This window comes from Saccharophagus sp. K07 (genome assembly GCF_014336955.1).
Lineage (GTDB): Bacteria > Pseudomonadota > Gammaproteobacteria > Pseudomonadales > Cellvibrionaceae > UBA5868.
This window is the reverse complement of sequence record NZ_QRAI01000001.1, coordinates 1444179-1468485: the sequence shown is the minus strand read 5'-3', so window position 1 is coordinate 1468485 and position 24307 is coordinate 1444179. Positions and strand designations below refer to the sequence as shown.

At 51.1% G+C, this 24307-nt stretch carries 26 protein-coding genes; 14 read left to right on the top strand and 12 right to left on the bottom strand.

Going from position 1 to position 24307, the window contains the following annotated elements:
- Positions 1–2 precede the first annotated feature (2 nt).
- Together DWB84_RS06420 and DWB84_RS06415 are read left to right on the top strand one after the other, a co-directional pair.
- Positions 3–461, top strand: a complete 459-nt coding sequence (locus tag DWB84_RS06420; RefSeq protein WP_187408874.1) for a rhodanese-like domain-containing protein — start codon at positions 3–5, stop codon at positions 459–461.
- A gap of 26 nt (positions 462–487) precedes the next feature.
- The gene (locus DWB84_RS06415) at positions 488–727 is read left to right on the top strand and encodes a hypothetical protein (RefSeq protein WP_187408873.1); all 240 of its coding nucleotides are present in this window, start codon (positions 488–490) and stop codon (positions 725–727) included.
- A 56-nt stretch (positions 728–783) separates the two neighbouring features.
- Here the strand turns inward: DWB84_RS06415 and DWB84_RS06410 are convergent, their stop codons facing one another.
- The 9 genes from DWB84_RS06410 to DWB84_RS06370 form a co-directional block, all read right to left on the bottom strand.
- Complete coding sequence (locus DWB84_RS06410) at positions 784–1074, bottom strand: gamma-butyrobetaine hydroxylase-like domain-containing protein (protein WP_187408972.1); 291 nt, start codon at positions 1072–1074, stop codon at positions 784–786.
- Positions 1074–2057 (bottom strand): HEAT repeat domain-containing protein, encoded by a 984-nt coding sequence (locus tag DWB84_RS06405; RefSeq protein ID WP_187408872.1) that lies wholly within the window; start codon positions 2055–2057, stop codon positions 1074–1076. The genes DWB84_RS06410 and DWB84_RS06405 overlap by 1 nt, the downstream gene beginning before the upstream one ends.
- A 12-nt stretch (positions 2058–2069) precedes the next feature.
- On the bottom strand, positions 2070–2912 hold the full coding sequence (locus DWB84_RS06400; RefSeq protein ID WP_187408871.1) for an ABC transporter ATP-binding protein: 843 nt from the start codon (positions 2910–2912) through the stop codon (positions 2070–2072).
- Positions 2912–3703, bottom strand: a complete 792-nt coding sequence (locus DWB84_RS06395) for an ABC transporter permease (RefSeq protein WP_187408870.1) — start codon at positions 3701–3703, stop codon at positions 2912–2914. Before DWB84_RS06395 ends, DWB84_RS06400 begins: the two co-directional genes overlap by 1 nt.
- Positions 3704–3719: 16 nt before the next feature.
- Positions 3720–5111, bottom strand: coding sequence for an ABC transporter substrate-binding protein (locus DWB84_RS06390; RefSeq protein WP_187408869.1), 1392 nt, complete (start codon positions 5109–5111; stop codon positions 3720–3722).
- Between the two features lie 100 nt (positions 5112–5211).
- Positions 5212–5457 (bottom strand): ferredoxin family protein, encoded by a 246-nt coding sequence (locus DWB84_RS06385; RefSeq protein WP_187408868.1) that lies wholly within the window; start codon positions 5455–5457, stop codon positions 5212–5214.
- Between the two features lie 27 nt (positions 5458–5484).
- Positions 5485–7224 carry a fumarate reductase/succinate dehydrogenase flavoprotein subunit gene (locus DWB84_RS06380; protein WP_187408867.1) on the bottom strand — a complete coding sequence of 580 codons (1740 nt, stop codon included), beginning with the start codon at positions 7222–7224 and terminating at the stop codon, positions 5485–5487.
- Positions 7221–7994 (bottom strand): GntR family transcriptional regulator, encoded by a 774-nt coding sequence (locus DWB84_RS06375; protein WP_187408866.1) that lies wholly within the window; start codon positions 7992–7994, stop codon positions 7221–7223. Before DWB84_RS06375 ends, DWB84_RS06380 begins: the two co-directional genes overlap by 4 nt.
- Before the next feature lie 66 nt (positions 7995–8060).
- Entirely contained in the window at positions 8061–8861 is an 801-nt protein-coding gene (locus DWB84_RS06370; RefSeq protein WP_187408865.1) for a hypothetical protein, read from the bottom strand.
- Positions 8862–9052: 191 nt separating this feature from the next.
- Between DWB84_RS06370 and DWB84_RS06365 the strand changes: the two genes are divergently transcribed.
- From DWB84_RS06365 to modA, 8 genes are all read left to right on the top strand, one after another.
- Positions 9053–9982, top strand: a complete 930-nt coding sequence (locus DWB84_RS06365) for a CysB family HTH-type transcriptional regulator (RefSeq protein WP_187408864.1) — start codon at positions 9053–9055, stop codon at positions 9980–9982.
- Positions 9983–10216: 234 nt separating this feature from the next.
- Positions 10217–11290, top strand: coding sequence for a hypothetical protein (locus DWB84_RS06360; protein ID WP_187408863.1), 1074 nt, complete (start codon positions 10217–10219; stop codon positions 11288–11290).
- A 193-nt stretch (positions 11291–11483) separates the two neighbouring features.
- Entirely contained in the window at positions 11484–12005 is a 522-nt protein-coding gene (gene purE, locus DWB84_RS06355) for a 5-(carboxyamino)imidazole ribonucleotide mutase (protein WP_187408862.1), read from the top strand.
- The gene (locus tag DWB84_RS06350; RefSeq protein WP_187408861.1) at positions 12005–13162 is read left to right on the top strand and encodes a 5-(carboxyamino)imidazole ribonucleotide synthase; all 1158 of its coding nucleotides are present in this window, start codon (positions 12005–12007) and stop codon (positions 13160–13162) included. Before purE ends, DWB84_RS06350 begins: the two co-directional genes overlap by 1 nt.
- A gap of 131 nt (positions 13163–13293) precedes the next feature.
- Complete coding sequence (locus DWB84_RS06345) at positions 13294–13701, top strand: TM2 domain-containing protein (protein WP_187408860.1); 408 nt, start codon at positions 13294–13296, stop codon at positions 13699–13701.
- Between the two features lie 163 nt (positions 13702–13864).
- Positions 13865–15622, top strand: coding sequence for a S8/S53 family peptidase (locus DWB84_RS06340; RefSeq protein WP_187408859.1), 1758 nt, complete (start codon positions 13865–13867; stop codon positions 15620–15622).
- 27 nt (positions 15623–15649) lie between these two features.
- Entirely contained in the window at positions 15650–15871 is a 222-nt protein-coding gene (locus DWB84_RS06335) for a hypothetical protein (protein WP_187408858.1), read from the top strand.
- A 66-nt stretch (positions 15872–15937) separates the two neighbouring features.
- On the top strand, positions 15938–16684 hold the full coding sequence (gene modA / locus DWB84_RS06330; protein ID WP_187408857.1) for a molybdate ABC transporter substrate-binding protein: 747 nt from the start codon (positions 15938–15940) through the stop codon (positions 16682–16684).
- 31 nt (positions 16685–16715) lie between these two features.
- Here the strand turns inward: modA and DWB84_RS06325 are convergent, their stop codons facing one another.
- On the bottom strand, positions 16716–17186 hold the full coding sequence (locus DWB84_RS06325; protein WP_187408856.1) for a heme-binding protein: 471 nt from the start codon (positions 17184–17186) through the stop codon (positions 16716–16718).
- 23 nt (positions 17187–17209) lie between these two features.
- Positions 17210–18682 carry a PQQ-dependent sugar dehydrogenase gene (locus DWB84_RS06320; protein ID WP_187408855.1) on the bottom strand — a complete coding sequence of 491 codons (1473 nt, stop codon included), beginning with the start codon at positions 18680–18682 and terminating at the stop codon, positions 17210–17212.
- A gap of 298 nt (positions 18683–18980) precedes the next feature.
- On the opposite strand from DWB84_RS06320, the gene DWB84_RS06315 reads away from it, so the two are divergent.
- Complete coding sequence (locus tag DWB84_RS06315) at positions 18981–19238, top strand: winged helix-turn-helix domain-containing protein (protein WP_187408854.1); 258 nt, start codon at positions 18981–18983, stop codon at positions 19236–19238.
- A gap of 404 nt (positions 19239–19642) precedes the next feature.
- Here the strand turns inward: DWB84_RS06315 and DWB84_RS06310 are convergent, their stop codons facing one another.
- A complete protein-coding gene (locus DWB84_RS06310) occupies positions 19643–20557 on the bottom strand; it encodes a helix-turn-helix domain-containing protein (protein ID WP_222868019.1) in 915 nt (304 codons plus the stop codon).
- A gap of 289 nt (positions 20558–20846) precedes the next feature.
- Between DWB84_RS06310 and DWB84_RS06305 the strand changes: the two genes are divergently transcribed.
- The 3 genes from DWB84_RS06305 to DWB84_RS06295 are packed head-to-tail and all read left to right on the top strand — an operon-like array spanning position 20847 to position 24294.
- A complete protein-coding gene (locus DWB84_RS06305; protein ID WP_187408853.1) occupies positions 20847–21572 on the top strand; it encodes a fumarate reductase cytochrome b subunit in 726 nt (241 codons plus the stop codon).
- The gene (locus tag DWB84_RS06300; RefSeq protein ID WP_187408852.1) at positions 21572–23539 is read left to right on the top strand and encodes a fumarate reductase flavoprotein subunit; all 1968 of its coding nucleotides are present in this window, start codon (positions 21572–21574) and stop codon (positions 23537–23539) included. The genes DWB84_RS06305 and DWB84_RS06300 overlap by 1 nt, the downstream gene beginning before the upstream one ends.
- On the top strand, positions 23536–24294 hold the full coding sequence (locus DWB84_RS06295; RefSeq protein ID WP_187408851.1) for a fumarate reductase iron-sulfur subunit: 759 nt from the start codon (positions 23536–23538) through the stop codon (positions 24292–24294). Before DWB84_RS06300 ends, DWB84_RS06295 begins: the two co-directional genes overlap by 4 nt.
- Positions 24295–24307: the final 13 nt, after the last annotated feature.

Genomic DNA, 24307 nt, shown 5'->3' with positions numbered 1-24307 from the left:
CCATGACGTTGTTTACGCCACAAGGGCTTCCCGAACCTTTATCCACCATTTGGGAAGCTGCGCGCACTGAGGGATTGGTATACGGAGGCGATATCACCGCAGCGGATGCATGGCATTTATTTAGCAGGGGATTGGCATCCCTGGTTGACGTCCGCTCCGCCGAAGAATTGCTGCTGTTCGGAGAAGTGCCTCACAGCATCAATATTCCGTGGCAAAAAGGTCCGGACAGAATACCGAATACGCGTTTTTTGCAGCAGCTGCAAAAGCAATACTCCCGCAACACGCCTTTGTTATTTTTGTGTTGTTGCGGAAAACGCTCAGTCGCCGCTGCTCAAGCGGCAGTAACCGCAAGGTTCCAATATGTGTTTTGCGTATTGGAGGGATTTGAAGGAAGTCACGAGCACTGCCTAGCGCGCGGCAAAGGCGGCTGGCGGCAAAGCGGAATGCCTTGGGTGAGTTAATCCATTTCTTCTATGAGAGCATTTGTATGTTTCTAACGACCACGGCAGCCATCAGCCTCGCATTGCTTACGGACCTTTCCATTATTGAAATTGATAATGCGCAACTGGCCTTATCGGAAGAGGCCACACCCACCACACAGATTGCTGAGGTAAAGACCGAAGAGGCAGTATCAGAAGAAGCAGAAATCGAGACGCCGCCAAAACGCGATGCCACGGCGGCAGTGTGGGCCAAAGACGCGGTGAATCGAAATAGAAGAAGAGATTAAATGATATAGGTCGGAAAAGGGCTGCGCTTTTTCCGACCTACCTCAAAACTGCCAACCTACGAAAGCTCCATTTCAAATAAATAACTCCACGGAAAAATCCCCCGATCGTGGCCATCACTGAATACCAACTGTACACCATAGGGAAATGGGTTGATTTTCTCTACTGTAACCGATTCATCCACCAGCGAAATTTGCCCGCGGATGCGGGCGGCTCTACATTGGGAACAGGGGCAAAGACCGCGCAAGCGCAGATGGGAAATCGTCTGCTGCTCCGTTTCACTCCATTGAATGAATAATTGTTTCTCGGCACGGCGATTTTTAATTTCGCGCGGCGCAGGACGGTTCATCACAGAGGTGCTTCCAATTGTGCCAGAGCAATACGTACTGCTTTGCGAACTTCCGGATCGCTGTCTTGTTCCGCCAAGCGCAGAGCAGACACGGCGCTTTTATCGCCAATTTCACCTAAGGCAAGCGCGGCTTCTTTGCGTAAATTGCTGATGGTATGACTCAACAATTCCTGCAGCGCGGAAATAGCTGGAACAAAACGCAGTTTACCGAGCGCGCGAGCGGCTTGCAGCCGGCATTGCCAATAATCATCTGCCAGCAATTCCAACAGAGCCTTGGCGCCGCTTTGCAAACGCAATTTTCCAAATGCGCTTGCCGCTTCTTCGCGCACTTGCCACGCGCTGTCTTTTAATGCCGTTAAAAGGGCATTTGCCGCTTCGGTATTATCTGACATGGAAAGTGTTCCTACCGCAGTGCGGCGCACATCTTCAACCGGGTCATCGGTTGCCAGTTTCGCCAACTGTGGAATAGCAGGGAGATGTTTTAACCAACCGAGCACACCAACCGCTTCGCGGCGGATAACGGCATTTTCATCGCCCAATGCTGCAAGCGCAGGTTCCGCACTTTCCGGCAGACGAATTTCCCGCAGCGCGCGAAAAACATATGCTCGCACTTCCGGACTAGGATGAGAGGTATAACCTAAAATGGCATAACCCGATTCTGGACTTTTAAATTCCGTCAGACTCAGCGCCGCAGCTTCCCGCACACTTTGGTCAGGATCAGAAAGGGCGTCGCATAATGCTGTTGCAATTTCCGGCTCGTCCCAGGCTTCCAATAATTTCGCCGCTTGGGCACGCAAAACGGGATCTTCATCCAGCCGAACCGCATGCTCAAAAAATGGTAGTGAGTCCGGATCTTCCAGATCTGCCAGCTCAATCAAAGCGACTCGCCGTACACCTGCGTCGTCGCTCGCAAGACGTGGCAATAATTCCTGAATCAAAGGATTATCGGTGGACGGCAGAGCAAAAGTATTGTCAGTCGGCATAAATTTCCTAAATCAAATAATGGCTTGCGGTTCTGCCGTCGGAATACCGAGCGGCGATAAACGGGGCAGGGCGCGTCCTTGTTCGTGACGCAATAATTCTAAACAGTGGCGCTTGAGATGCATAAATTCCGGTGTTGTCACGACTTCCGCGTCACGCGGACGCGCAAAATCCACACGTAGATCTTCGATAATGCGTCCTGGTCTTGGACTCATTACCAAAATGCGATCTGCCAGAAAAATCGCTTCATCAATATCGTGAGTAACAAACACTACGGTCGTGCGAATACGACCCCAGATTTCCAGCAACAATTGCTGCATTTCCATGCGGCATTGCGCATCCAGTGCGCCAAATGGCTCGTCCATTAACAACAGACTGGGATGATTTATCAGAACACGGGCAATTTCCACGCGCTGTTGCATACCGCCGGACAATTGACTTGGCCAGCGACGTTCAAAACCTTGCAAACCTACTAGCTGCAAAATTTCATGTGCTTGCTGAAGACGCTGCGAACGATTGACGCCGCGCATTTTTAACCCGAAGGCGACATTGTCGATCACATTGCGCCAGGGAAATAATGTGTGTTGTTGAAACACCATGCCGCGATCCGGCCCTGGGCCACCGACAGGTTTTCCATCCACCAGAAGTTGGCCGCCGCTCGGTTGCAAATGGCCCGCCAGTGCGCCGAGGAGCGTCGATTTACCACAACCGGAAGGGCCCAATATGCAGATAAATTCCCCGGACCTGATATTGAATTGAACATTCTGCACGGCTTCAAATCGATCCGCTCCATGCCCTAAATGAATGGACAAATTCGAAGCGGACACCGCGCTGGATGTGGATGCTGCTGCATTCATTAGACATTCCTCCGCAGGTGATACCAGGGAATCAAAAATCGACCGGCGACTTTAATCAAAAAGCTGCTGCCCATACCAAGAATTCCGATTAATAACATCCCCACAACAATATCGGGATAACGCTGGATCAAATAACTTTCCCAGGTGTAATAACCAATGCCCCATTGGCCGGAGATCATTTCCGCTGTCACCAAGCAGAACCACGAGGTCCCCATACCGATGGTAAGACCGGTGATAATGCTCGGAGCAGCTCCAGGCAAAATGATTTCTCGCAAAATTGCCCAGGGTTTTGCGCCCAAGCTGCGCGCCGAGGCGACCAGCCTTTTATCCACGGCTTCAACACCGTGAATGGTATTGAGCAAAATTGGAAACAGCGCGCCAGTAAAAGTAATAAAAATCATCGACAATTCAGACGATGGAAATATCAGAATCGCCAGAGGGATCCACGCAACAGCGGGAATCGGGCGCAATACTTCCAACGGCGGAAGCAGGACGGATTCCATCAATTTCCACCGGCCAATAAAAAGTCCTATGCCAATGCCCAACAGCGCCGCTGCACCGTAACCGGCAAATACACGGCTGAGACTGCTGGTGAGATGTGGCAACAATTTGGAAGAGGTGACCAGTTCGCCGGCAGCAACCGCCACCGCATAGGGTGACGGGACATACACAAATGACACCAATCCCAGATCCAACTTATAGGTTGAGGCCAGGTGCCAAAAAATCACACAGGCGATCAGCGACAACCCCGGTATCAAAAATTTGGGTGGCTGTAGAAAGGTACCACGCATAATTCAACCCTTTTGATTAGCGGCTTACAGACGCAAAGTCGCGTACTTGTCCGCCGTGTTCACGTGCATATTTTTCCGCCTGGTCTTTCAACAGAAATGCGCTTAATTCACCGTTTTTGCTTTGCACAAACCAAGCCTGTCCGGCGAGCAGTTTGAGGCCGGTATCACGTGCTTGAGCATAAATGGCGCGAATGGCTTTTCCTTCCGCATCCAATTCTGCAACTGCTTTGAAAGCCGCTTCTGGTGAACTGTAATGACGCACTTTAGGCTCGTCTTTTACCCAAACCTGAGCCAAGCGGCTGAAATCGGTAATGGGTTTACCGGTAACGGCGTCATTGGCGGTCAGAGGAACCGGAGCGTAATTTTTCAGAGCGGCATCGTAATCTTTGCCGGATTGTGCAAATGCCTGACGAATATAGGTGTCATTAATGAACGCGGCGACATCCAGATCGCGGTTGGTGCGCTTCATGGATTTCAACGTATCGATCGCGGTTTGTGTGCCTTGGCGATACTCCGGTTTCCAGGTTAAATCACGCGTTTGCAGGCCGAGAGGCCCGTGGAACAGATAGTTTACTTCTGCTTCTATGCCGGTCACTTTTTCAATTAACTCGCTGTATTTTTCCGGCTCAGATGCCAACAACTGATCCGCTTCCAAAACCGCGCGCTGATAAGCAATAACGATTTCCGGATATTTTTCCGCATATGCCGCGTCCACCAGACTGCCGTGGAAAGTAGGCGCATTCACTTGTGAGCCATCAAAAATTTTGCGCGCGAAACCGCGGTTGGGGAACAAATCGGCAAAAGGCACAAAGTTCGCATGTGCGTCGATGCGGTTACTTTTTAATGCTGAACCGGCAATTTCCGGAGCTTGGGTAATAATGCGCACATCTTTGTCCGGATCCCAACCGAGATCGCGAATCGCGCGCAACAAAACGCCGTGAGCAGTGGACGCAAAAGGCACGGAAATGGTTTTGCCTTTCAATTCACTCAAGGATTGAACGGACGATGCGGCAGGGACAACTATGCCATTACCACTGCCTTTAATACTGCCGGACAAAACATTGATAAACAAACTGCGCTTGCCCGCTTCCTGATGGGCGACGCCGTTGAACGACGCGGGAAACTCCGCCATAGCGCCAAAATCCAGTTTGCCAGCGACCATTTCGTTGGTCAGCGGCGCGCCGCTGGTGAAGTTGCGCCATTGAATATCGTATTTGACGTTTGCATATTTGCCGGTGCGCGGCAGATATTTTTCCAGCAAATTCAATTCGCGAACCAACAAACCGCCAGCAGCGCAATTGATGGTGGTGTCTTGTGTGCCTATGGCAACACGGATAGTCGTCTGTGCCTCAGCGGTCAAACCGACCAAAGGCAGCTGCAGGGAAAGAAAAATTTTATGCAGACGCATGGTAATCCTCACAAATTTACGTGCCTCTCTTGAGTTGGAGTAGGTCACGCGTGCATTTTTAAAATCAGTGCGCCCACGGGTTGGGTAGCAGCATATGGAGTTAACGAAGTAAATAGGGAATTTCTACTTTCACCGCGCCAGTCGGACAATCGGTTTCGCACGGCATGCAATACCAGCATTCGTCGTATTGCATATAGGCTTTTTGCGTTTCCGGATTGATCGCCAATAAGTCCATCGGACAAACATCAACACAAACTGTGCATCCCTTGTGCGCGATACATTTGTCCTCATCCACTGTGACAGGCGCGTTACTACGAAAAAAAATGTCGTGCGCTTTCTGGGACATATAAATCTCTTCAGTAAAAGGCAAAAATCAGCCGTTGGAAGCTTTCAATCTTAAGTTGTGATACGCATCTTTCTCGTGAGAGGGGAGCGGCACAATGTAAGGTTCAACTGCTTTTTTAAAGCTCACCATGCGACCTTGCTCGTCTTTTTTCAGGTGGCAATGGCAAAACCAGTTCTGGTCATCCCTTTCAGGAAAATCCACACGATAGTGGTAAAGCCCCCAGCGACTTTCCTGGCGGAACAGCGACGCCCGTGCAGCCATTTCTGCACAATCACGAATGACGGAGACCTCCATAGCACGCATCAATTCGTGCGGATTGTTGGCTTTGATCTGCTCCAGGTCCTGCTCGATCTGGGAAAAGCGCTCGAGCGCGATTTCCATTTTTTTGGTGACTTTGGGCGGCTGGAGATAGTCGTTCACAAAGCGACGCAGTTTGTATTCCACTTGATTGGGTGGCAGCCCGGTTTCGCGCAGCAAAGGTGCGTAAACGCGCTGTTTTTCTTTGGTGATTTGCTGTTGATCCACCGGCTGCAATTCACGTTCAGCAACATAATCTGCTGCATTGGTGCCGGCAAACCAACCATAGGTAAACGCACCCAACATGTAATTGTGCGGCACCGCTGCCATATCACCGGCAGAATAAAGTCCGGGAACGGAAGTTTCCGCGCGCTCGTTGACCCATACGCCGGAGGCGCTGTGGCCCGAACAAAAACCAATTTCGGAAATATGCATTTCGATCATTTTTTTGCGGTAATCCGTACCGCGATTTGCATGGAACTGTCCTCGGCTGGGACGTTCATTGCTATGCAGAATATGCTCGATGGTTTGAATGGTTTCTTCCGCCAAATGATCCAACTTCAAAAATACCGGGCCATTGCCGCCTTGGAGTTCCTGATAAAACTCCCACATCATCTGACCGCTCCAGTAATCGCACTCGATAAAACGATCACCTTTGTTATTGGCAGTGTACCCACCCAATGGACCGGTCACATAAGCGCAAGCAGGACCGTTGTAATCCTTGATCAAAGGATTGATTTGAAAACATTCCAGATTCGCCAATTCCGCACCGGCGTGATATGCCATGGCGTAGCCATCGCCCGCATTGGTCGGATTTTCGTAGGTACCCATCAAATAACCGGAGGCAGGCAGGCCGAGTCGTCCGGCAGCGCCGCAGCTCAGTACCACTGCTTTTGCGCGGATAATATGAAAATCGCCGGTGCGACAATCGAAACCCAAAACTCCGGCGATTGCACCTGACGCATCCGTCAATAAACGTGTGCTGACAATGCGATTGGTAATTGCCACTTTCGCGCGCTTGAGTTGACGGTAGAGCACTTTTTTAACGTCGTGTCCCTGCGGCATGGGCAACACATAAGAGCCCATGTGGTGTACTTTTTTTACCGCGTAATCGCCGGTTCCATCCTTTTCAAATTTCACGCCCCAGCGATCCAATTGTTCGATAGTGGTGAAACTGTGTTTGGCGTAGGCATAAACCGTTGCCTGATTGACGATTCCGTCATTCGCAATAGTAATTTCCCGCGTGTATTGTTCCGGTGTTGCATGGCCGGGAATAACTGCATTATTTAATCCATCCATGCCCATGCTGATGGCACCGCAACGTTTGACGTTGGCTTTGTCCAGCAGCAATACGCGCAAATTGGGATTGCGTTCCTTCGCTTTAATCGCTGCCATTGGACCGGCGGTGCCGCCACCGACGACCACAATGTCGTATTCCTGCTCAATATTTTTAAACTGCTCAAAACTCATGAATCTTGTCTCCCGCGCTCGGCGCGCTGACGATCAATTCGCAGGCGATACTGGAAAGCATCTCCGCGGTAATAGAGGTATTCAAAATCCAGCGGTGTACCATCTTCCAAATGTGTGAGTCGCTCGATGCGCATAATGGGCGCACCGATTGCGATGTTGAGCACCGTTGCCAATTCCTCATTGGCTTGCACAGCGTCAATAGATAAATCCGCATGGCCGAGTGAATAGCCGAGATCATTTTCCAGAATCAAGAAAATATCCCGCGTTATCAGATCGGCTTTTTCCAATCCTTTTGCGGCTTCTTCCGGCAAATAAGTGACTTCGACAGATACAGGCTCGCGATTGACGTAACGCACGCGCTTGATTTCCGCAACCTGTTCGCCTTCGGATAAATGCAATCGCTCGGCGACCAAAGGTGGCGCAGGAGCGTAGTGAAAACTGCGCACCCGGTTTGTAACTTCATGACCAAAGCGCGCAAGCGATTCTGCAAGACCTTGCAAACTGGAAACGTTCTGAAACGCTTTAGGTTTGGAAACGTAAGTGCCTTTCCCTGGAATGCGAAAAATCAACCCGTCTTTTTGCAAATCGTTCAGCGCTTGCCGGATGGTAATGCGACTGACTTTAAACAGTTCACCCAACTCGCTTTCCGAGGGAACACGGCTCAAGGGCGCATAGGTGCCGTTGAGAATGTGGTTGCGCAAGACCTCGCGGATCTGGCTGTAGAGCGGCACGGGAGAGAGCGCGGCCAATTGATAATCAGAATTTTTCAATCAGCCTGTCCTGTTATAACAAGTTAAGGTTTAAAAAAAGACGCGGGGCGCGTCTAAAGTTACGGCTCAGATCGATAACGCCGCCGACGGTCGATAACGGACCAGTGATCCGTCGAATTCGCCTACCGATGCCGGTGGCGGCTCTTCTTCATTGGCGACTAAAAAGTGTTTGGCTTTGGCAAAAATCTTTAGGGAATTCAGCGGTGGGTCCCACTCCGATTGTTCAAAAGCTGGCTGCTCGTGCTCCGGTACATGGATAAAAACCGCGTCCGGTTCGACATCCAGATTGCTAAGCAAATCAAGATCTTGCTGACTGTAAACATTGAGGCCCACCTGATAACCGCGGGAGCGATAACCCTGCAGCGCCAGGGAAAAGTGGGGCAGGCTGGTGCCATTGAGAAGACGGGTGTGCAACAACACCCGCTCCGGTCCCAATCCGCAATCGCTCAGGATGGCTTCAAATACCTTGCCGTAGTCCGACGATATTGAAATGATGTGGCGCGGGTGGACGCTTAGCGCGAGAATGCCGTTGCCGCTGAACCGTTGCAGATAATTCAGCGAGTGCAATGTACGCACCAGACGATCCAGTTGGACTATATGAGCCGGGTCTTCGAGGGAAGCATAAACTTCGTCGAGCAGCAGCTCTTTACCGAGAGCGGAGCGAACCAATGTTTCGCTTGCGTGGCCGATGATATGTTTGCCATCAGGCGCCAGGATTTTGGAGAAATAACTGCCGAAAGTAAGACTGCCAAAACGCGCACCGAACAGGTTTGATGCCTTATAGAAGCCAATTTCTGGAAGCGAAAGCGTTCGCGCGCTCAGCTGCAGCTGCTCATTAAAATAGTTCATCAAAACGGTGAGTGGCATATGGTTAGAACAACAAAATATGACGAATCAAGATGCGGCAAATGCTAATCTTCCGGGCGCTGTTTTCAAAATGAGAATATCTGCGCTAGATATAACGAATTCGGGAATAGATGAAACAGCACTGTTGATTTTTCAACAGCTGAACTAAAAACTAGAACTGACACAGAGAAAAATAAGCGAGTGAGGTAGGCATGAATTTCCAGCAGTTGCGCATCATCCGCGAGACCGTTCGGCAGAACTTTAATCTCACGGAAGTCGCCAATGTTTTGCATACGTCCCAATCGGGTGTATCCAAACATATCAAGGATTTGGAAGATGAGCTGGGCGTGGAGCTGTATATCCGCCGGGGAAAGCGCCTTCTAGGTCTGACAGAACCGGGCAGGGAGATGGTAAAACTGGTCGAGCGCATGCTACTGGACGCCAGCAGTATTAAAAATCTCGCCGACCATTACAGTCGCCAGGATACCGGGCAATTGACCGTTGCGGCGACGCACACCCAGGCGCGCTATATCCTGCCGCAAGTGGTCACAGCTTTTAAAAAGCAATATCCCAAAGTGCATCTGCGCTTGCATCAAGGCAGTCCTAAAGAAATTGTCCAGATGTTATTGGAAGGCGAAGCGGATATAGGGGTGGCAACCGAATCTCTCGGCGATATCGAAGAATTAGCGTCTTTTCCGTTTTATTCCTGGCGCCACGCGGTGGTAGTACCCAAGAATCATCCATTGACGATTCTGAAAACGCTCACGCTGGAAGCCATTGCGGAATATCCGATTATCACTTACCACGAAGGTTTTACCGGTCGCGCGCAAGTGGAAAAAGTGTTTCAGGAAGCGGGATTAACGCCGGATATCGTCATGTCCGCTCTGGATGCGGATGTTATTAAATCCTATGTTGAACTGGATTTAGGCATTGGCATTATTGCGTCCGTTGCATTTTCCCCCGAACGCGACACTGCTCTGCAATTATTGGATGGTGAGCACTTATTCCTGCAGAACCATACCAAGCTGGCAATTCTCAAGGGGCGTTTGCTGCGCAAATTTGCCTATCACTTTATCGAAATGTGCTCGCCGGAACTGACCGAAGCCGTAGTTGCAAAAAGCGTTACGCCGGAAAGATCTTGATTGTTATCAACCAGCACCATCAAAAATGGTGCTGGTTTAATTTTAGCCATTCTTTTCTCATCCCGCTTAAGTACTCGCCAAATCATTACCTCATTCATTATTGATCGCTTTATAACCGTAAAATCCGCAGAAATTCCCCTGTTTAACATCTCTTTACAATTCGACATTTTTTTACAATTTGCGTGATAAACGCTTATTAAGATCACTCTCACCTTTTTAATAGGAGAGATAAAAATGAATAAATTATTCCTTATGGTGATGGTGCCGATTTTTTCTGCTTTGATCGCTTGTGGTGGCGGTAAAAAAGGCGGCGGAAATTCGCAACCGAAACTGACATTTGAAGACACAGGTTTGGAGAGTCACATAGTTGTGCAACTTAAAGCCTATGACGATGAAGAGCCTCTCTATGCGGCGACCGATAAAGGCGTACATGCGCTTATTGATAATGAGTGGCAACTGCTAACCCCGGAGGAATGGTCGGTAAATGCCATCGAATTTCTGGATACCAACCATATTTTGGCCAGCGTCAGCCTGGAGTCTGGCGAAGCCTTGATGGAAAGTTTGGATGGTGGTGAAACCTGGGAAGAGGTTGCCAATAATTTTGGCGGCGAAGACCAAGAAAAAATACAAAATTTGTACTTCGATAAAGACACCAAAGTGCTTTATGCCATCGGAAGAAATGTATTGGCGCAATCTGAGGACGAAGGGCGCGAATGGACAATATTAGAAGGTGAATGGCACGGATTTGCCTCTGGCTTATCGGCAGTTGCGCGGCACTCCGATACTGGTGACCTCTGGATTGGCGGTCAAGGCGCTATCGAAAATCCGGTTTTGCGACAAGTCAAAGTAGACCAGGAAACTGAAGACCACTCAGCATCCATAGCGGAATTGCTGGAGGCGCCCAGCGTAATCAAATCAATCCGTTTCTTCCCGGACGAAAATTCTGCTGAACACGGTGAACGAGTCCTGGCAAGCGGCGAGGGCGGTATTGTGCACAGCCCGGATTACGGCAAAACCTGGCTGCCTTTATTCGTCAACGAAACCTCTCGGTTCTACTTTGATGTCATTATCGATCCCGATAATTCCAATATCCTCTACACCGCTGGCTGGAGCAAAAACTGGGAAACACCGCAGGAGCTGCGCCTGGAAATCAGCCCGGACAGCGGCAAAACCTGGAAAGCGTACCGCCATAACGACCCCGAACTGTTGGGTGGCGTCTGGAGCATGACGCTGCGCATCGAAGATGAGAAAAAGGTCCTCTATCTGGGGCTCTGCAAAGGCGGTGTTTACAAAGTCGTTCTGCCATAACTTTCGTTAAATCAACGCGATGGAGCACCCATTGGGGCTGGAGGCCCCGGCAGGCTCAAGCACGGGTCCTAAACTGGGTAACAGGCGTGTATAATGCCGCGCTCTTTGGCACCTGTTCGACCATTGGTCGCCGGTTTTCCGGCTGCGGTTAACGGTGTTAGCCGTAGCAACCTGACTCCTGCGAGATTTCCGAATGGAAAACACAATTCACAGCTCAGATGGCGCTGTTTCCGGTGCCGCCGTTCCAGTCGCCATCATCATGGGTTCCCGGTCTGATTGGCCAACCATGCGTGAAGCCGCCTCAGTGCTCGATGAATTCAAGATTCCCTACAGAGCCATGGTGGTGTCCGCCCACCGCACCCCAGATCGTCTCGTATCCTTCGCAACCAATGCTGCTGCGTCTGGCTACAAAGTCATTATCGCTGGCGCCGGCGGCGCAGCTCACTTGCCTGGCATGACCGCTGCTATGACCGAATTGCCGGTGCTCGCCGTGCCCGTTATGAGCCATACACTCAACGGCGTGGACAGTTTGCTCTCTATAGTGCAAATGCCCCGCGGTGTTGCTGTCGGTACACAAGCCATTGGTGGAGCGGGGGCGTTTAACGCTGGTTTGCTCGCCACCCAAATCCTCGCCCTCGGCAATGAAGAATTGGCTGTCCGCCTCCGTGAGTGGCGCGCGCGCCAAACTCGTGATGTTCCTGTGGAGGTCGAATAATGCTTCGCGTTGCCATTATTGGCGGAGGTCAGTTAGCGAGGATGTTGGCGCTGGACGGCCTGCGACTCGGGGTGAAATTCAGCTTTCTCGTGGAGCCGGATGAGTCGACGCAATGTATAGAAGGACTGGGTGACAAGCTGGTATGGGATTTCGCCGACCTTGCAGAAGACGACGTTGATGCGTTTGCCGAACTCTACCAAGCCTTACACCGTCCGCAGGTGATTACGGTAGAAAAAGAAGCGGTGCCGGTACCTGTTTTGCGCGGTTTGGCTCGTTTTGCCGAGGTGCGCCCCAATCCCGAATCGGTTTACCAGACCCAACACCGTGCACGGGAAAAACAATTGCTCAGCCGTTTGTCGATTCCGACAGCCAACTTCATCGTTGCCTATGAAGTGGCAGATGTCCGGGCGGCTTACGAAGCGTTCGGTCTACCTCTGTTTATCAAGGCGGTCGAATCTGGCTACGACGGCAAAAACCAATGGCAACTGCACGCTCCTTCCGATCTCGAACAATTCGAACGTGAATGCCCTCCAGGCCCTTGGGTGGTTGAGCAGCACGTAAAATTCGATCGCGAAGTGTCGCTGATCGGCGCGCGCTCAGCTAACGGCGAAACCGTGTTTTATCCCATTACGGAAAATCTGCATCGCCAAGGCATTTTGATTCGCTCCTTGGCGCCAGCACCAAATTTGTCAGAAGCAATGCAAAACAACGCGCGCGATTATATGACCCGCTTGTTTAACGAACTGGACTACGTCGGCGTGCTCGCCATGGAATGCTTCGTACGCGGCGATGAATTATTGGTTAATGAGTTGGCTCCGCGCGTGCACAACAGCGGCCACTGGACCATGAATGCGGGCATTTGCAGCCAATTCGAAAACCATTTGCGCGCGATCCTCGGCTGGCCTTTGGGCTGTACCGAAATATCTGGCCACAAAGGTATGGTCAATATTCTGGGATCGCGCGATCTGCAAAACCCGCGTCCGCGACAACCCGGTGAAGCTTGGCTCAGCTCCGCAGGTACATTCCACTGGTATAACAAAACCGATCGTCCTGGTCGAAAACTGGGTCATATCAATGTATGCGGTGACGATCTCGCTGAACTGCAAAATACCTTGGTTGAGCTGGACGAGCTGCTCTACGGCGAACAACGCAAGTAAATCCTCAAAAAATCCAGGAGCAGAGCGCACCGCCTGCTCCTTTTTTAAAACTCCGCTTCCTCTCCGTCCGCTTGTAGAAACTCGATAACCCGGCGACACTGGTGTTATTACTTCGCAAGAGGATAGAACCTATGCGCCCCAACACACACTCCATTGTTATAGGGTATCTCGCCTGGATTTTCGGTTTTATGGGTGCACACCGGTTTTATTACGGCAAAAGAATTTCCGGAACCATCTGGTTCTTTACGCTGGGGTTGTTTTTTATCGGATGGATTATCGATTTGTTCTTGATCCCTTCGATGGATAGAGAAGCGGATATGAAATATACGCCGGGCATTTACAACTACAGCGTTGCCTGGCTGCTGCTGACATTTTTAGGGATTTTCGGGGTTCACCGAATGTATCTTGGAAAATGGATTACCGGAATTTTGTACCTTTTTACCGGCGGATTGTTTCTGATCGGTTTGTTATACGACTTATGGACACTGAATGGCCAGGTATCCGAACGCAACCTGATCGAAAAAAACTCTAGCTTCTAGCGCTCTTAAAGGGGAGGGACCCCGCACTGTTTGCCTTTCGATAACTCCCGCATTATAAGCCCTCCCTGGTTTCGTTTTTTTCAGGTTCGTTGATTGTGCTTCCAGGTTCATTTTTTGCAAATAGCCTTGTTGATCATTACAAAAACGAAACACTGGAGCCTCCATGGCATTAAAACGATCCTTTATTATGATGCCAATTCTGTTAATGCCGGTCGTTGCTATAGCCAATTCTCTGAGAATTCTACATATAGAACGGTGTGGCGACCTCTTGGATCTTTCCAAGCGCCTTTATTGCATTCAAACGCCCGACGAAGTGACGCGGGATGTACAAATAAAATTCCAGGGACGCGATTTTCGCTACAAAAAATTGGACGCTAAACCCCACACGCTTCAGGTAGATCTTTCGTCACCAAAGCTAACCAGTGGTCCGCTCTGGCTGCAAAAGGGAGATAAAAAAAGCAACGCCATTTGGGTAAGTTTGCAAAATAGCCATGTGGTCGCGGCAGGCAAAGATGGAGTGGTGAAAAACGACGATGGCATTAACACCTATCTGGATCTGGTCAGCATTATTATCGAAGAACAACACGATGGACTTAAAGAAAGCGAGCGCCTAGCCAGAAAATATGGCGCGGACATTGTCGGAATGATTCCGCCACTTAACACTTATCAATTGCGCTTGCCAATTAAAACTCTGATCGAGCGCGATGCCTACGTTTTGCGCTTGGGCAATGAAGATGTAGTGGACGCAGTTGTTATAGAAGAAACCGCTCCCGAAGACAAAGGCGAGGAGGGTGATAAAACGGATCCGACAAAGAAAAATAAAAATAACGATGAACTGGATGCAAATCGATTTTACGACGCTGTCGATTATTACCGACGCCGATTTGCAGAAGCAAACTCTATCCAACCTTATGCCATAAAAATTGGAGTAATCGAGCGCAATGTCGATTTTGACGCGCCTGATTTTGCTTCTTATCTCGGCGGCTGTGCGGCGGAAAAATCAAACCTGTGCGTTTATGCCCGAGACGCAGAAAACCCGGATAATCACGGCACTTCTGTAACAGGAGTTCTGGCAGCGGAATGGGGTGAAGGAGGCAATAAAGGATTTTTGCGAGGGCTAAATTCTGCAGCTCCGCGCATTGATATTATCGTCGACCGAAATTCCGACGCAGGCATTACGGCGAATATCGCGGCCTCCGTCAATCTTGTGGAAGACGGTGTACGCATTCTCAACTGGAGTTGGGGATTTCATAGAGTCGGAACCAAAAACATCTCTAATAAAACATTGGATTCAAGCGTTCGCTCCGGCATTGCCATGAGCGGTTACGAAGAACTGATAGAAGAGTTTTTCCTTTGGCTCAGACAGCACCATCCAGATGTGATGGTGGTCAACTCCGCAGGCAACAGTGCGGCTCCAACAGGACAGGATGATTTTCGCTTGCCTTCCGCACTGGTCACGGACCAACTACTGGTCATAGGCGGGCATCAACGCAGCGCCAAAAGTACCAATGTGACCGATCCCGATTTTGTCAAACGGCGCAAATCATCGAACATGGATAAACGAGTCGACCTGACGGCGGCGGCCTGTATCCAGGGCTCTACGACTCAAATCGGAGAACAATCCAAACAGCATTGCGGAACTTCCTACGCCGCACCTTTAGTAACGGCAACCATAGCCGCCATGTTATCGATCAATCCGGAATTAACTCCCGAGCAAGTGCGCATACTGCTGCGCCGGAGCTCCATGACAATTGGCGAACGCAGCGATTTTGAATCGCCAGATGCACAGGATTTGACAGCCCCGATCTTGCCGTCCGAACGCTATCAGCAATTGGATCATCCGGATATTGGCCGATCAGCAAGGCTGGATATGTACAAGGCACTCGAACTTGCCGTCGAAAGTTTGACTCGAGTGAGATAACAAACCATCAACCAAAGCAGGTTATGTATGTTTGAAACTATTTTTCCGGGCGATAGAGCCAGTATAGAAAACACCAGCCAATCCAAAGTCGCTATCAAACTGGTAAGTGACAATGGGTATCAAGTGGAAATCGAATTGGAACCAGGACAGATTATAGGTTTCACCTCAGGTCCCGCCGAAGCAGATGTAATTATCACCAAAGGCGAAGCGGAAAAAATTCTGATTATCAAGCCGCAGACAGCCACGTGATATCGCACTATGCCCGCAGTTCGATTAGGCTAGCGACTATCTGGACCTCTAGACGAGCAAATCTTCATGTTGGGAAGACTCTTTTTCCTAGGTGTCATTGCATTATTTTGTATATCGGCCACAGCAGAGGAAGTCCTAGTCGCCGTCGCGGCTAATTTCTCCGCTCCTATGACGGAAATTGCCGCTGCTTTCGAAAAAGAAACCAATCACAAAATCAAACTAGCCACCGGATCGTCTGGCAAGTTTTACGCGCAAATCAAAAACGGCGCGCCTTTCCATATATTTCTCTCCGCTGATCAGTCCGTCCCACTGGTTTTAGAAAACGAAGGTTTCACCGTCCCAGGCACTCGCTTTACCTACGCCACAGGTGCATTAGCGCTTTTTTCCAAAAGACCAAACCTTGTGGATTATGCGGGCAAAAACCTGCTTGCGGGAAACTTTGACAAACTCGCCATAGCAAACCCCAAACTTGCCCCTTACGGAGCGGCTGCCGTTGAGGTTATGCAAACGCTTGGTGTATACGAGAAATTAAAACCCAAGCTGGTACAGGGAGAAAATATTGCTCAGACATTCCAATTTGTCGAAACCGGCAATGCCGATCTGGGTTTTGTTGCACTCTCGCAGGTTATAAATACTGAAAAAGCATTTTGGCGCGTTCCGACAAATCTGCACACGCCAATTCGTCAAGATGCCGTTTTATTAAAAAATGGCGAGCACAATACGGCGGCAAAAGCACTAATAGAGTTTTTCCGCATGTCAGTTGCAACCGAAATTATTCGGTTGCATGGTTATGAAAGTGAACAAGAGATTTGATTTTCTTTGTCGCTGCCGCCTTTTTCTTAGCTTAATTGCGCAAACCCGCTGCCTGAGTTGCCAAGGCGGCGCACTCTTCATCAAATTCCGGCGGAGCGCCGGAAACACCTATACCACCCAGCGGTTTTCCATCAGCGGAAAAAATAGGTAATCCGCCTTGAACGATGGCGATTTTGGGTAAGGCGGGGATTCCCCATTCGGCAGTTTTGGCGGTGGCGAGGCGGTAGTACGCCGCCGAAGTTCCCTTCCAACGCGCAACCTCTCCTGTGGCGGGCGCCGCACCGTCGGTTTGGGTAAAGCTCAATAAAATCCCTCCCTGATCATAAATGGCGATTGCCACATCTTGTTTCGACTTGCGCGCATGCTCCAAACACCTGGCATTCATTTTTTGGATATGGCTCCACTGCAATGCGCTTATTTTTTCCTCTTCATTTGCGGCTAAAACAAATGAGGAAGTGGTTGAAACTGCTGCTGCAAAAAACAGCTGAATTTGAATTTTCATTGTTTTCCCTCCACGTAGATGAACTAAAGTTTTCGCTCTACGGCTGCGGTTAACCGCAACAACTTTCCAGGCGAATCCGTAACGACATAAATCGAGCCATCCGGCGCGACGGCGGGTTCATAGGGCCGGCCTTCGAATCGCACGAGAATTTCCTCGTGCTGAACACGTTCGCCATCCAGAGTCAGCAAGCGCAATTGCCTCTGGCCGAGTGCGGTGACCAGAATTTTGTTTTGCCACAGAGGAAATTGCCGACCTTGATAAAAGGTCATGCCGGACACACCGATGGAAGGGCGCCAATAAATCACCGGCTGCTCAACGCCATCCATGCGCGTATGCGGGGTCAAAATGGTGCCCTCGTAGTTGATTCCATAACTCACATTCGGCCAGCCGTAGTCGCCACCCGGTTTGAGAATATTGAGTTCATCGCCACCGCGCGGACCGTGTTCGGTCGACCAAAGCTGCCCAGTTTCTGGATGAATTGCCAAGCCCTGAGGATTGCGGTGCCCCAAGCTGAAAAGTGACGGCAAGGCTCCAGGCTTATTGCGGAACGGGTTATCAGCCGGAACGCGTCCGTCCGGGTGCAATCGATGAAATTTGCCAAAAGGTTTGCCCGGCTCGCGCGCCTGCTCGAGCAAGCCGCGATCGCCGACGGAAAAATACAGATATCCCTGTCGATCGAATGTCAAACGGCCTGCGTAATGCCAGAAGTGGTCGATGTAATCCTCGGGCGCTGCTTCAAAAATCACTTCCTGCTGCGTCCATTTGTGATCTTTGATTTTGCCGCGCACCACACGGGTCATGCCTAACGGATTGTCAGGATCGGCTTTGTTGGGTATTGGATGGCTGTAGGAAAGATAGATCCAACCATTTTTGGCGTAATCCGGGTCCAGCGCTATATCCAACAAGCCACCTTGATTCCACTTATGCGGATTCACCAGTACCTCGGGTGTGCCAGCTATAGGTCTATCGTCGAGCTTGCCGTTTTTGATCACGCGCAACCGACCGACGCGCTCGGTGACTAACACTGTATTGGCATCCGGGAAAGCAATCGCCCAAGGGGTATCCAGCTTGTCGGTTATCACCTCCAGATTCACTTCGTAATCCAGGGTGGATACCTTGCCGGGCGCCGGATCAAACTTGGGTGGCTCTGGTGCGGCTTCCTCCTGCTGTTCTTCCGAAGCAGGTTTACGGGTGGGCACATATTTGGCGATGGCGTTAATCTCATCATCGCTCAGGATGCTGCCAAAGGCGGGCATACCTCTGGAGGCCAGACCATTTTTGGCGATCCGAAAAACATCCCATTCCTGACCGCCATACATATAAGTACTAGGGGAGAGCGCCGGCCCTATACCAGAACCTTGAAACTGCATGCCGTGGCAAGACGCGCAGTTCTGCTCATATAACCGCTTGCCATCCGGCTCTTCAGCCTGGAGACTGAGCGGAAGCGCTACAACCAGAGTTGTCAGAATAATATTTACCGAAGGAAAACGGTTCATACACGGCTCCTTGATTAACAGGTTGCCGTGATTAGACAGGGATAGGCGAGGGGAATGAATGGAGGGAAGATATAGGTTTTCTATAGTTTCTCTAACCTTATTCCACCTTGCACTGATCGAGCGGAAGAGCTCCAGAAATAATTCCTAGGACTCTCACAGTCAGGACGACTGTGAGAGAGCCTACATGGACGTACTCGCGGCGATCCCAGGAATTATTTGTGAAGATCTGAAGCGGGATGCTCCGTAATTGCTTGTTAAGATTCGACAAATCGGTGTGAACAGAAAGAGGGGACCTTCATTGACACTGCCAAAAGACCTGCCGACAAACTTGGATGCCGATCACCGATTCAAAACTGCGGAAGCCTTTTATTTAGGCGAGGCACTGATCACCCCGTCCCTTAACCGCATCGAAGTGCAAGGCGCGCAGCATCAAATAGAACCCAAAGTCATGAAGGTTCTGCTGCTCTTGTGCGCAAGGCCCGGTCATGTGGTCCATCGCGACCAGATACTCCAGCCCGTGTGGGGTGCGACTGGCGACGACTACCTGCTCAAATGATCATCTCTGCTCACCTTCGAACCATATGGCACATAAAACACCAGAAACGCCAAAAAAATATATAAAAAATCATTCTGCGCAGTTTAAGTAGTTTCACTACACTCTTCCTGTTTTAAGCGTTTTTGTCAGCCGATGCCTTGTGCTATGGGCTGGACAAGTGAAGCCCGGTCGTCAATCGGGCCTAAAAAAGCATCAACCGTCACGCAGAGTTAGCCATGTCAAACACACCTAAGTCACCCGCAACCAGCCAATCCAACCCTGCTGCATCTGCAGTCGGAAAAAAACCTGCATCTGCACATCCTGCCGCGGCAGCCGACGCTACCCACCCACCGACGCCCGCAGCTAAACAAAACGTGAAACGTCCGCGCAAAACGGGACGTAATGATGAAGAAAAGGAAAAACTGTTAGCTGAGGACGCGGAAAAAGCTCAAGCTGATGAAATCGCTCAAATTGATTCTGAGGTGAGCGCGGCTATAGCGTCGGGTCAAGCAATTCCGACTACCCAATCTCAGGCACAGGACGATCAGTCCGACGATCACGAACTTCCCATGTGGTTGCAGGTTGGGGCTGTTGGCGCGGCTGGCGGAGTTGCTTGGGCGGTTGGAAGTTCGAAAGCCAAGGGTGAACCCGAACCAGAGATGCTGGTAGTACGCGGGAAGGTCACAGCAGGCCCCGTGGCATACGCCTCGGTGATGATCTATGCCTTCAGGTAACCCGTATTTCTTGAACGTCCATTCAAGAATGGGCTTGGCTTGCGCATAATCCGTAGCCGTTACACCTTGAGAACACAGCAGATAACGACTGCCATTGTCGGTCAGCGTCAACGGGTAACACCAACGACCATTGGTTGTCGGGTATTGTCCTTTGTAATCCACGCTCCATAACGCATTGTTGCGGTCTCCCAACTCAAAAGGTTGAGGGTCAGCTGGATAAGGCTTCTTGTAGCGCCGATTTTTTACCAGTCCCGCAGCCTTCAGCAGGTCTCCCGCCGTACTATCTGCTGGCCAGCTAACCTGAGGCTGCTTGCGGCGCAGCAGGTCCATAACCTTCTTGGGCCCAAAGCTTGGGTGGCTACGTTTTGCGGCTAATATTTTGTCTGCCACTTCATCTGCCACCGCGTGCGGGCAATGCTTGGGAGCACGTGAGCGATCTTGTAGGCCAGACGCTCCTTCATCCTGATAACGCGTCACCCACTTATAAACCGTTTTGCGGCTTAAGCCATAACCTCGGGCTAATTCACTGATGCTGCTTTCCTGTCGCAGCCAGTCAGCGATCAACTGCATCTTCAAATCCATCACACAAGTCTCGTTCCAGGGCATAAGCAAGTCCTCCTTGCTCATACCATAACTTGTGTAACCCATGTTCCCGGTTTGTTTTGTTACCTATGTTGCCGGTTTGCACACACTTAAATCCTCTCCCAGAGGGAGAGGACTTTAAAAACATTCAAAGAGGTACATCGACCGATCTATCACGGATTTCAGGTCGTACAAAAATTCGGCGACTCCTGATTTAAATCAATTTTCAGCTCGCCCATTGCGTTTTTCTCATTTCTAAAACCAGTTATATAAAGTACCGTTCGCACAACCGACTCCTTTACGAGGTCTTGTTATGGTTGCTCCAATCAGTCGTTGGCCGGCGCGCCTGGATGTTATTCAGGGCGTTACCGGGCTGCTGTTGGTGTTGTTTATGTGGGCACATATGGGGTTTGTGTCCAGCATTTTGCTGGGCAAGGACGCCATGTATTTTGTGGCTCGCATGTTTGAAGGGGAGCCGATTTTCGGCAAACCCTATCCGTTTTTGGTGAGCATAGTGGCGGCGGTGGTGTTTATATTGTTTGCCGTGCATGCATTGCTTGCGCTGCGCAAGTTTCCCTCAAGTTTCAGCCAGTATCGCGCTCTGTCCCAGCACCTGGGCTGGTTCCGCCATCCGGACACGCTGCTTTGGGTGCTGCAGGTAATCACCGGTTTTGCGCTGTTTTTTCTCGCCTCAGTCCATCTTTATCAAATGGCCTTTCACCCCAGCGATATAGGCCCTTACGCCTCATCCGACCGCGTGTGGACGGGACGAATGTGGCCGCTTTACTTGGTGATGCTGTTTGCGGTGGAGCTGCACGGCGGTATCGGCTTTTATCGCCTGTTGTTGAAGTGGGGCGTTTTTCTTGGCGATAACCCCAAGCGCAATCGTCGCCGTTTGCAGAAGATCAAATGGGGCATCACGATTTTCTTTATAGTCCTGGGGCTTACCACTTTAGGGGCCTATATGAAAATTGGCATCGAACATGCGGACCGCGCGGGCGAGCGTTATGTGCCTGCCGCCAAACTCGGAGGTGAGTGATGGAAATTGTGCATACCGATGCGCTGATTATCGGCGGCGGCCTTGCGGGTTTGCGTACCGCCATAGGCGTGCGCCGACGCGGATTTGACGCGATTGTTTTAAGTTTGGTGCCCGCAAAACGCTCCCATTCGGCAACCGCGCAGGGCGGCATGCAGGCCAGCCTGGGCAACAGTGTGAAGGGGCAGGGCGATAACGAGGATGTTCATTTTCTCGATACGGTGCGCGGTTCCGATTGGGGCGCGGATCAGGAAGTGGTGCGCATGTTTGTGCATACCGCGCCAAAAGCCGTGCGCGAACTTGCTGCCTGGGGTGTACCCTGGAACCGCGTGCGCGCGGGCGATCGCCACAGTGTGGTCGATGGTAAATCGGTGACATTAAAAGAAGCCGAGGGCACACACGGATTAATCGATGCGCGCAATTTTGGCGGTACCGCAAAGTGGCGAACCTGTTATGTATCCGATGGCACCGGCCATTCGCTGTTGTACACCATGAGCAACCAGGCTATTGCCGAACAAATTCCGGTCCACGAGCGCATGGAAGCGCTGAGTTTGATTCACGAAGACGGGCGCTGTTGCGGCGCGGTGGTGCGCAATCTCGCCACCGGGCAACTGCTTGTCTATATCGCCAAAGCGGTGGCCATTGCTACGGGCGGTTGCGGGCGACTTTACCGCACCACCACTAACGCAGTAATTAACGAAGGCATGGGCGCGGCCATGGCGCTGGAAACGGGCATCGCCAGCCTCGGCAATATGGAAGCCGTTCAATTCCATCCCACCGCGATTGTCCCCTCGGGCATTTTGGTGACCGAGGGCTGTCGCGGCGACGGCGGATTATTGCTGGATGTGGACGGCAACCGTTTTATGGCGGAATACGAGCCAGAGAAAAAAGAGCTGGCGTCGCGCGATGTGGTATCCCGTTGGATGGAACACCATATTCGCAACGGCAAAGGTGTAAAAAGCCGCTTCGGCGACCATTTATGGTTGGATATTCGCTTGCTCGGCAAAGAGCACATCACCACGCGCCTGCGTGAGGTCAACGAAATCTGCCACTATTTTCTCGGTATAGATCCGGTCGAAAAACTCATTCCCGTGCGCCCCGCACAACACTATTCCATGGGCGGCGTGCGTACCGACCACACCGGTCAATCACCGCAATTGCGCGGCCTGTTTGCAGTCGGCGAAGCCGCCTGCTGGGATATGCACGGATTTAATCGCCTGGGTGGAAATTCCCTGGCGGAAACCGTGGTCGGCGGCATGATCGTCGGCGAATATATGGCCGATTTTATCGAATCCTCCAGCGCAGATTTTCGTTTTTCTGCGGGCGTCGTTCAGCAGGCCGTGGCCGCGCAGCAGAAATTACTCTCCTCATTTACCGGCTCGGAAAATCCCGTGCGCATTATTGAAGACATGCGCAGCATCATGTCGGAAAAAGTCGGCATTTATCGCACTGGTGAAGCACTGCGGGAGGCTGTCACTCAATTACAGTCATTGTTACAACGCGCGAAACATATTGGAGTAAAAAGCAGCGCACGCGGCGCCAATCCCGAACTGGTGAGCGCCTATCGCTCGGGAAGCATGCTCAAACTCGCGCTGTGTATTGCGCAAGGTGCTCTGCAACGTGAAGAAAGTCGCGGCGCGCATTTCCGCGCGGATTTTCCCATGCGCAATGATCGCGACTGGCTCTGCCGGACGCTGGCCACCTGGGAAGATCCCGAACAAATGGCCCCCACGTTGCGCTATGAGCCTTTGGATGTCATGCGCATGGAGTTACCGCCGGGTTGGCGTGGCTACGGTGCGAAAGAACGGATCGAGCATCCACATACTGCGCAACGTCAGGCCGAAGTGGAAGCCGCGCGCGCTCAGGATAAAAACCGTTATGAATTACAGCGGGAACTCATGCCGTTCGAACATTTATTGCCGGAAAGTCTGCGCGGCAAAAATGCGCGCTTTCAGGAGGAACCTGTATGAATTTAATTCCTGCACGCGAAATAGCTACTCAGGAAACACCGCGCAAATTGCGTATCACCGTGCTGCGTCATAACCCTTCCGAACCGGATATCACTCCCTATCTGCAAACCTTTGAAGTGGAGGAGGGGGAGGGCACGACTTTATTTATCGCCTTAAATGAAATTCGCGAACAGCAGGATGCAAGTTTGCAATTCGATTTTGTCTGCCGCGCCGGTGTATGTGGCAGCTGCGCCATGATTATCAACGGCAAACCGGCTTTGGCCTGTCGCACACTGACCCGTGATCTGCCCGACCATGTACAACTCGCGCCTTTGCCCGGCTTCGAACTGATCGGCGATCTCTCAGTTAATACCGGCAAATGGATGCGCCATATGGCCGAACGCGTGCAGACTTGGCTGCACCGGGCAGAGGAAACAATCTCCCTGGACGCACTGGAAGAGCGACAAGATCCCGACCTCGCGGAAAAAATCTACGAATTGGAACGCTGTATTGAGTGCGGCTGCTGCGTCGCCGCCTGCGGCACAGCACAAATGCGCCCCGACTTCGTCGGCGCTGTAGGTTTATTGCAGCTCGCTCGCTTCAAACTCGACCCGCGCGATACTCGCGAGGATGCTGACTATTATCAAGTTATCGGTGACGAAAGCGGTGTATTTGGCTGTATGACGTTGCTTGGGTGTGAAGATGTATGTCCAAAGGAATTGCCGCTTGCGCAGCAGATTGCGTATATGAGACGGCAAATGGCGTTAATCAAATAATAAAAATTTCAGA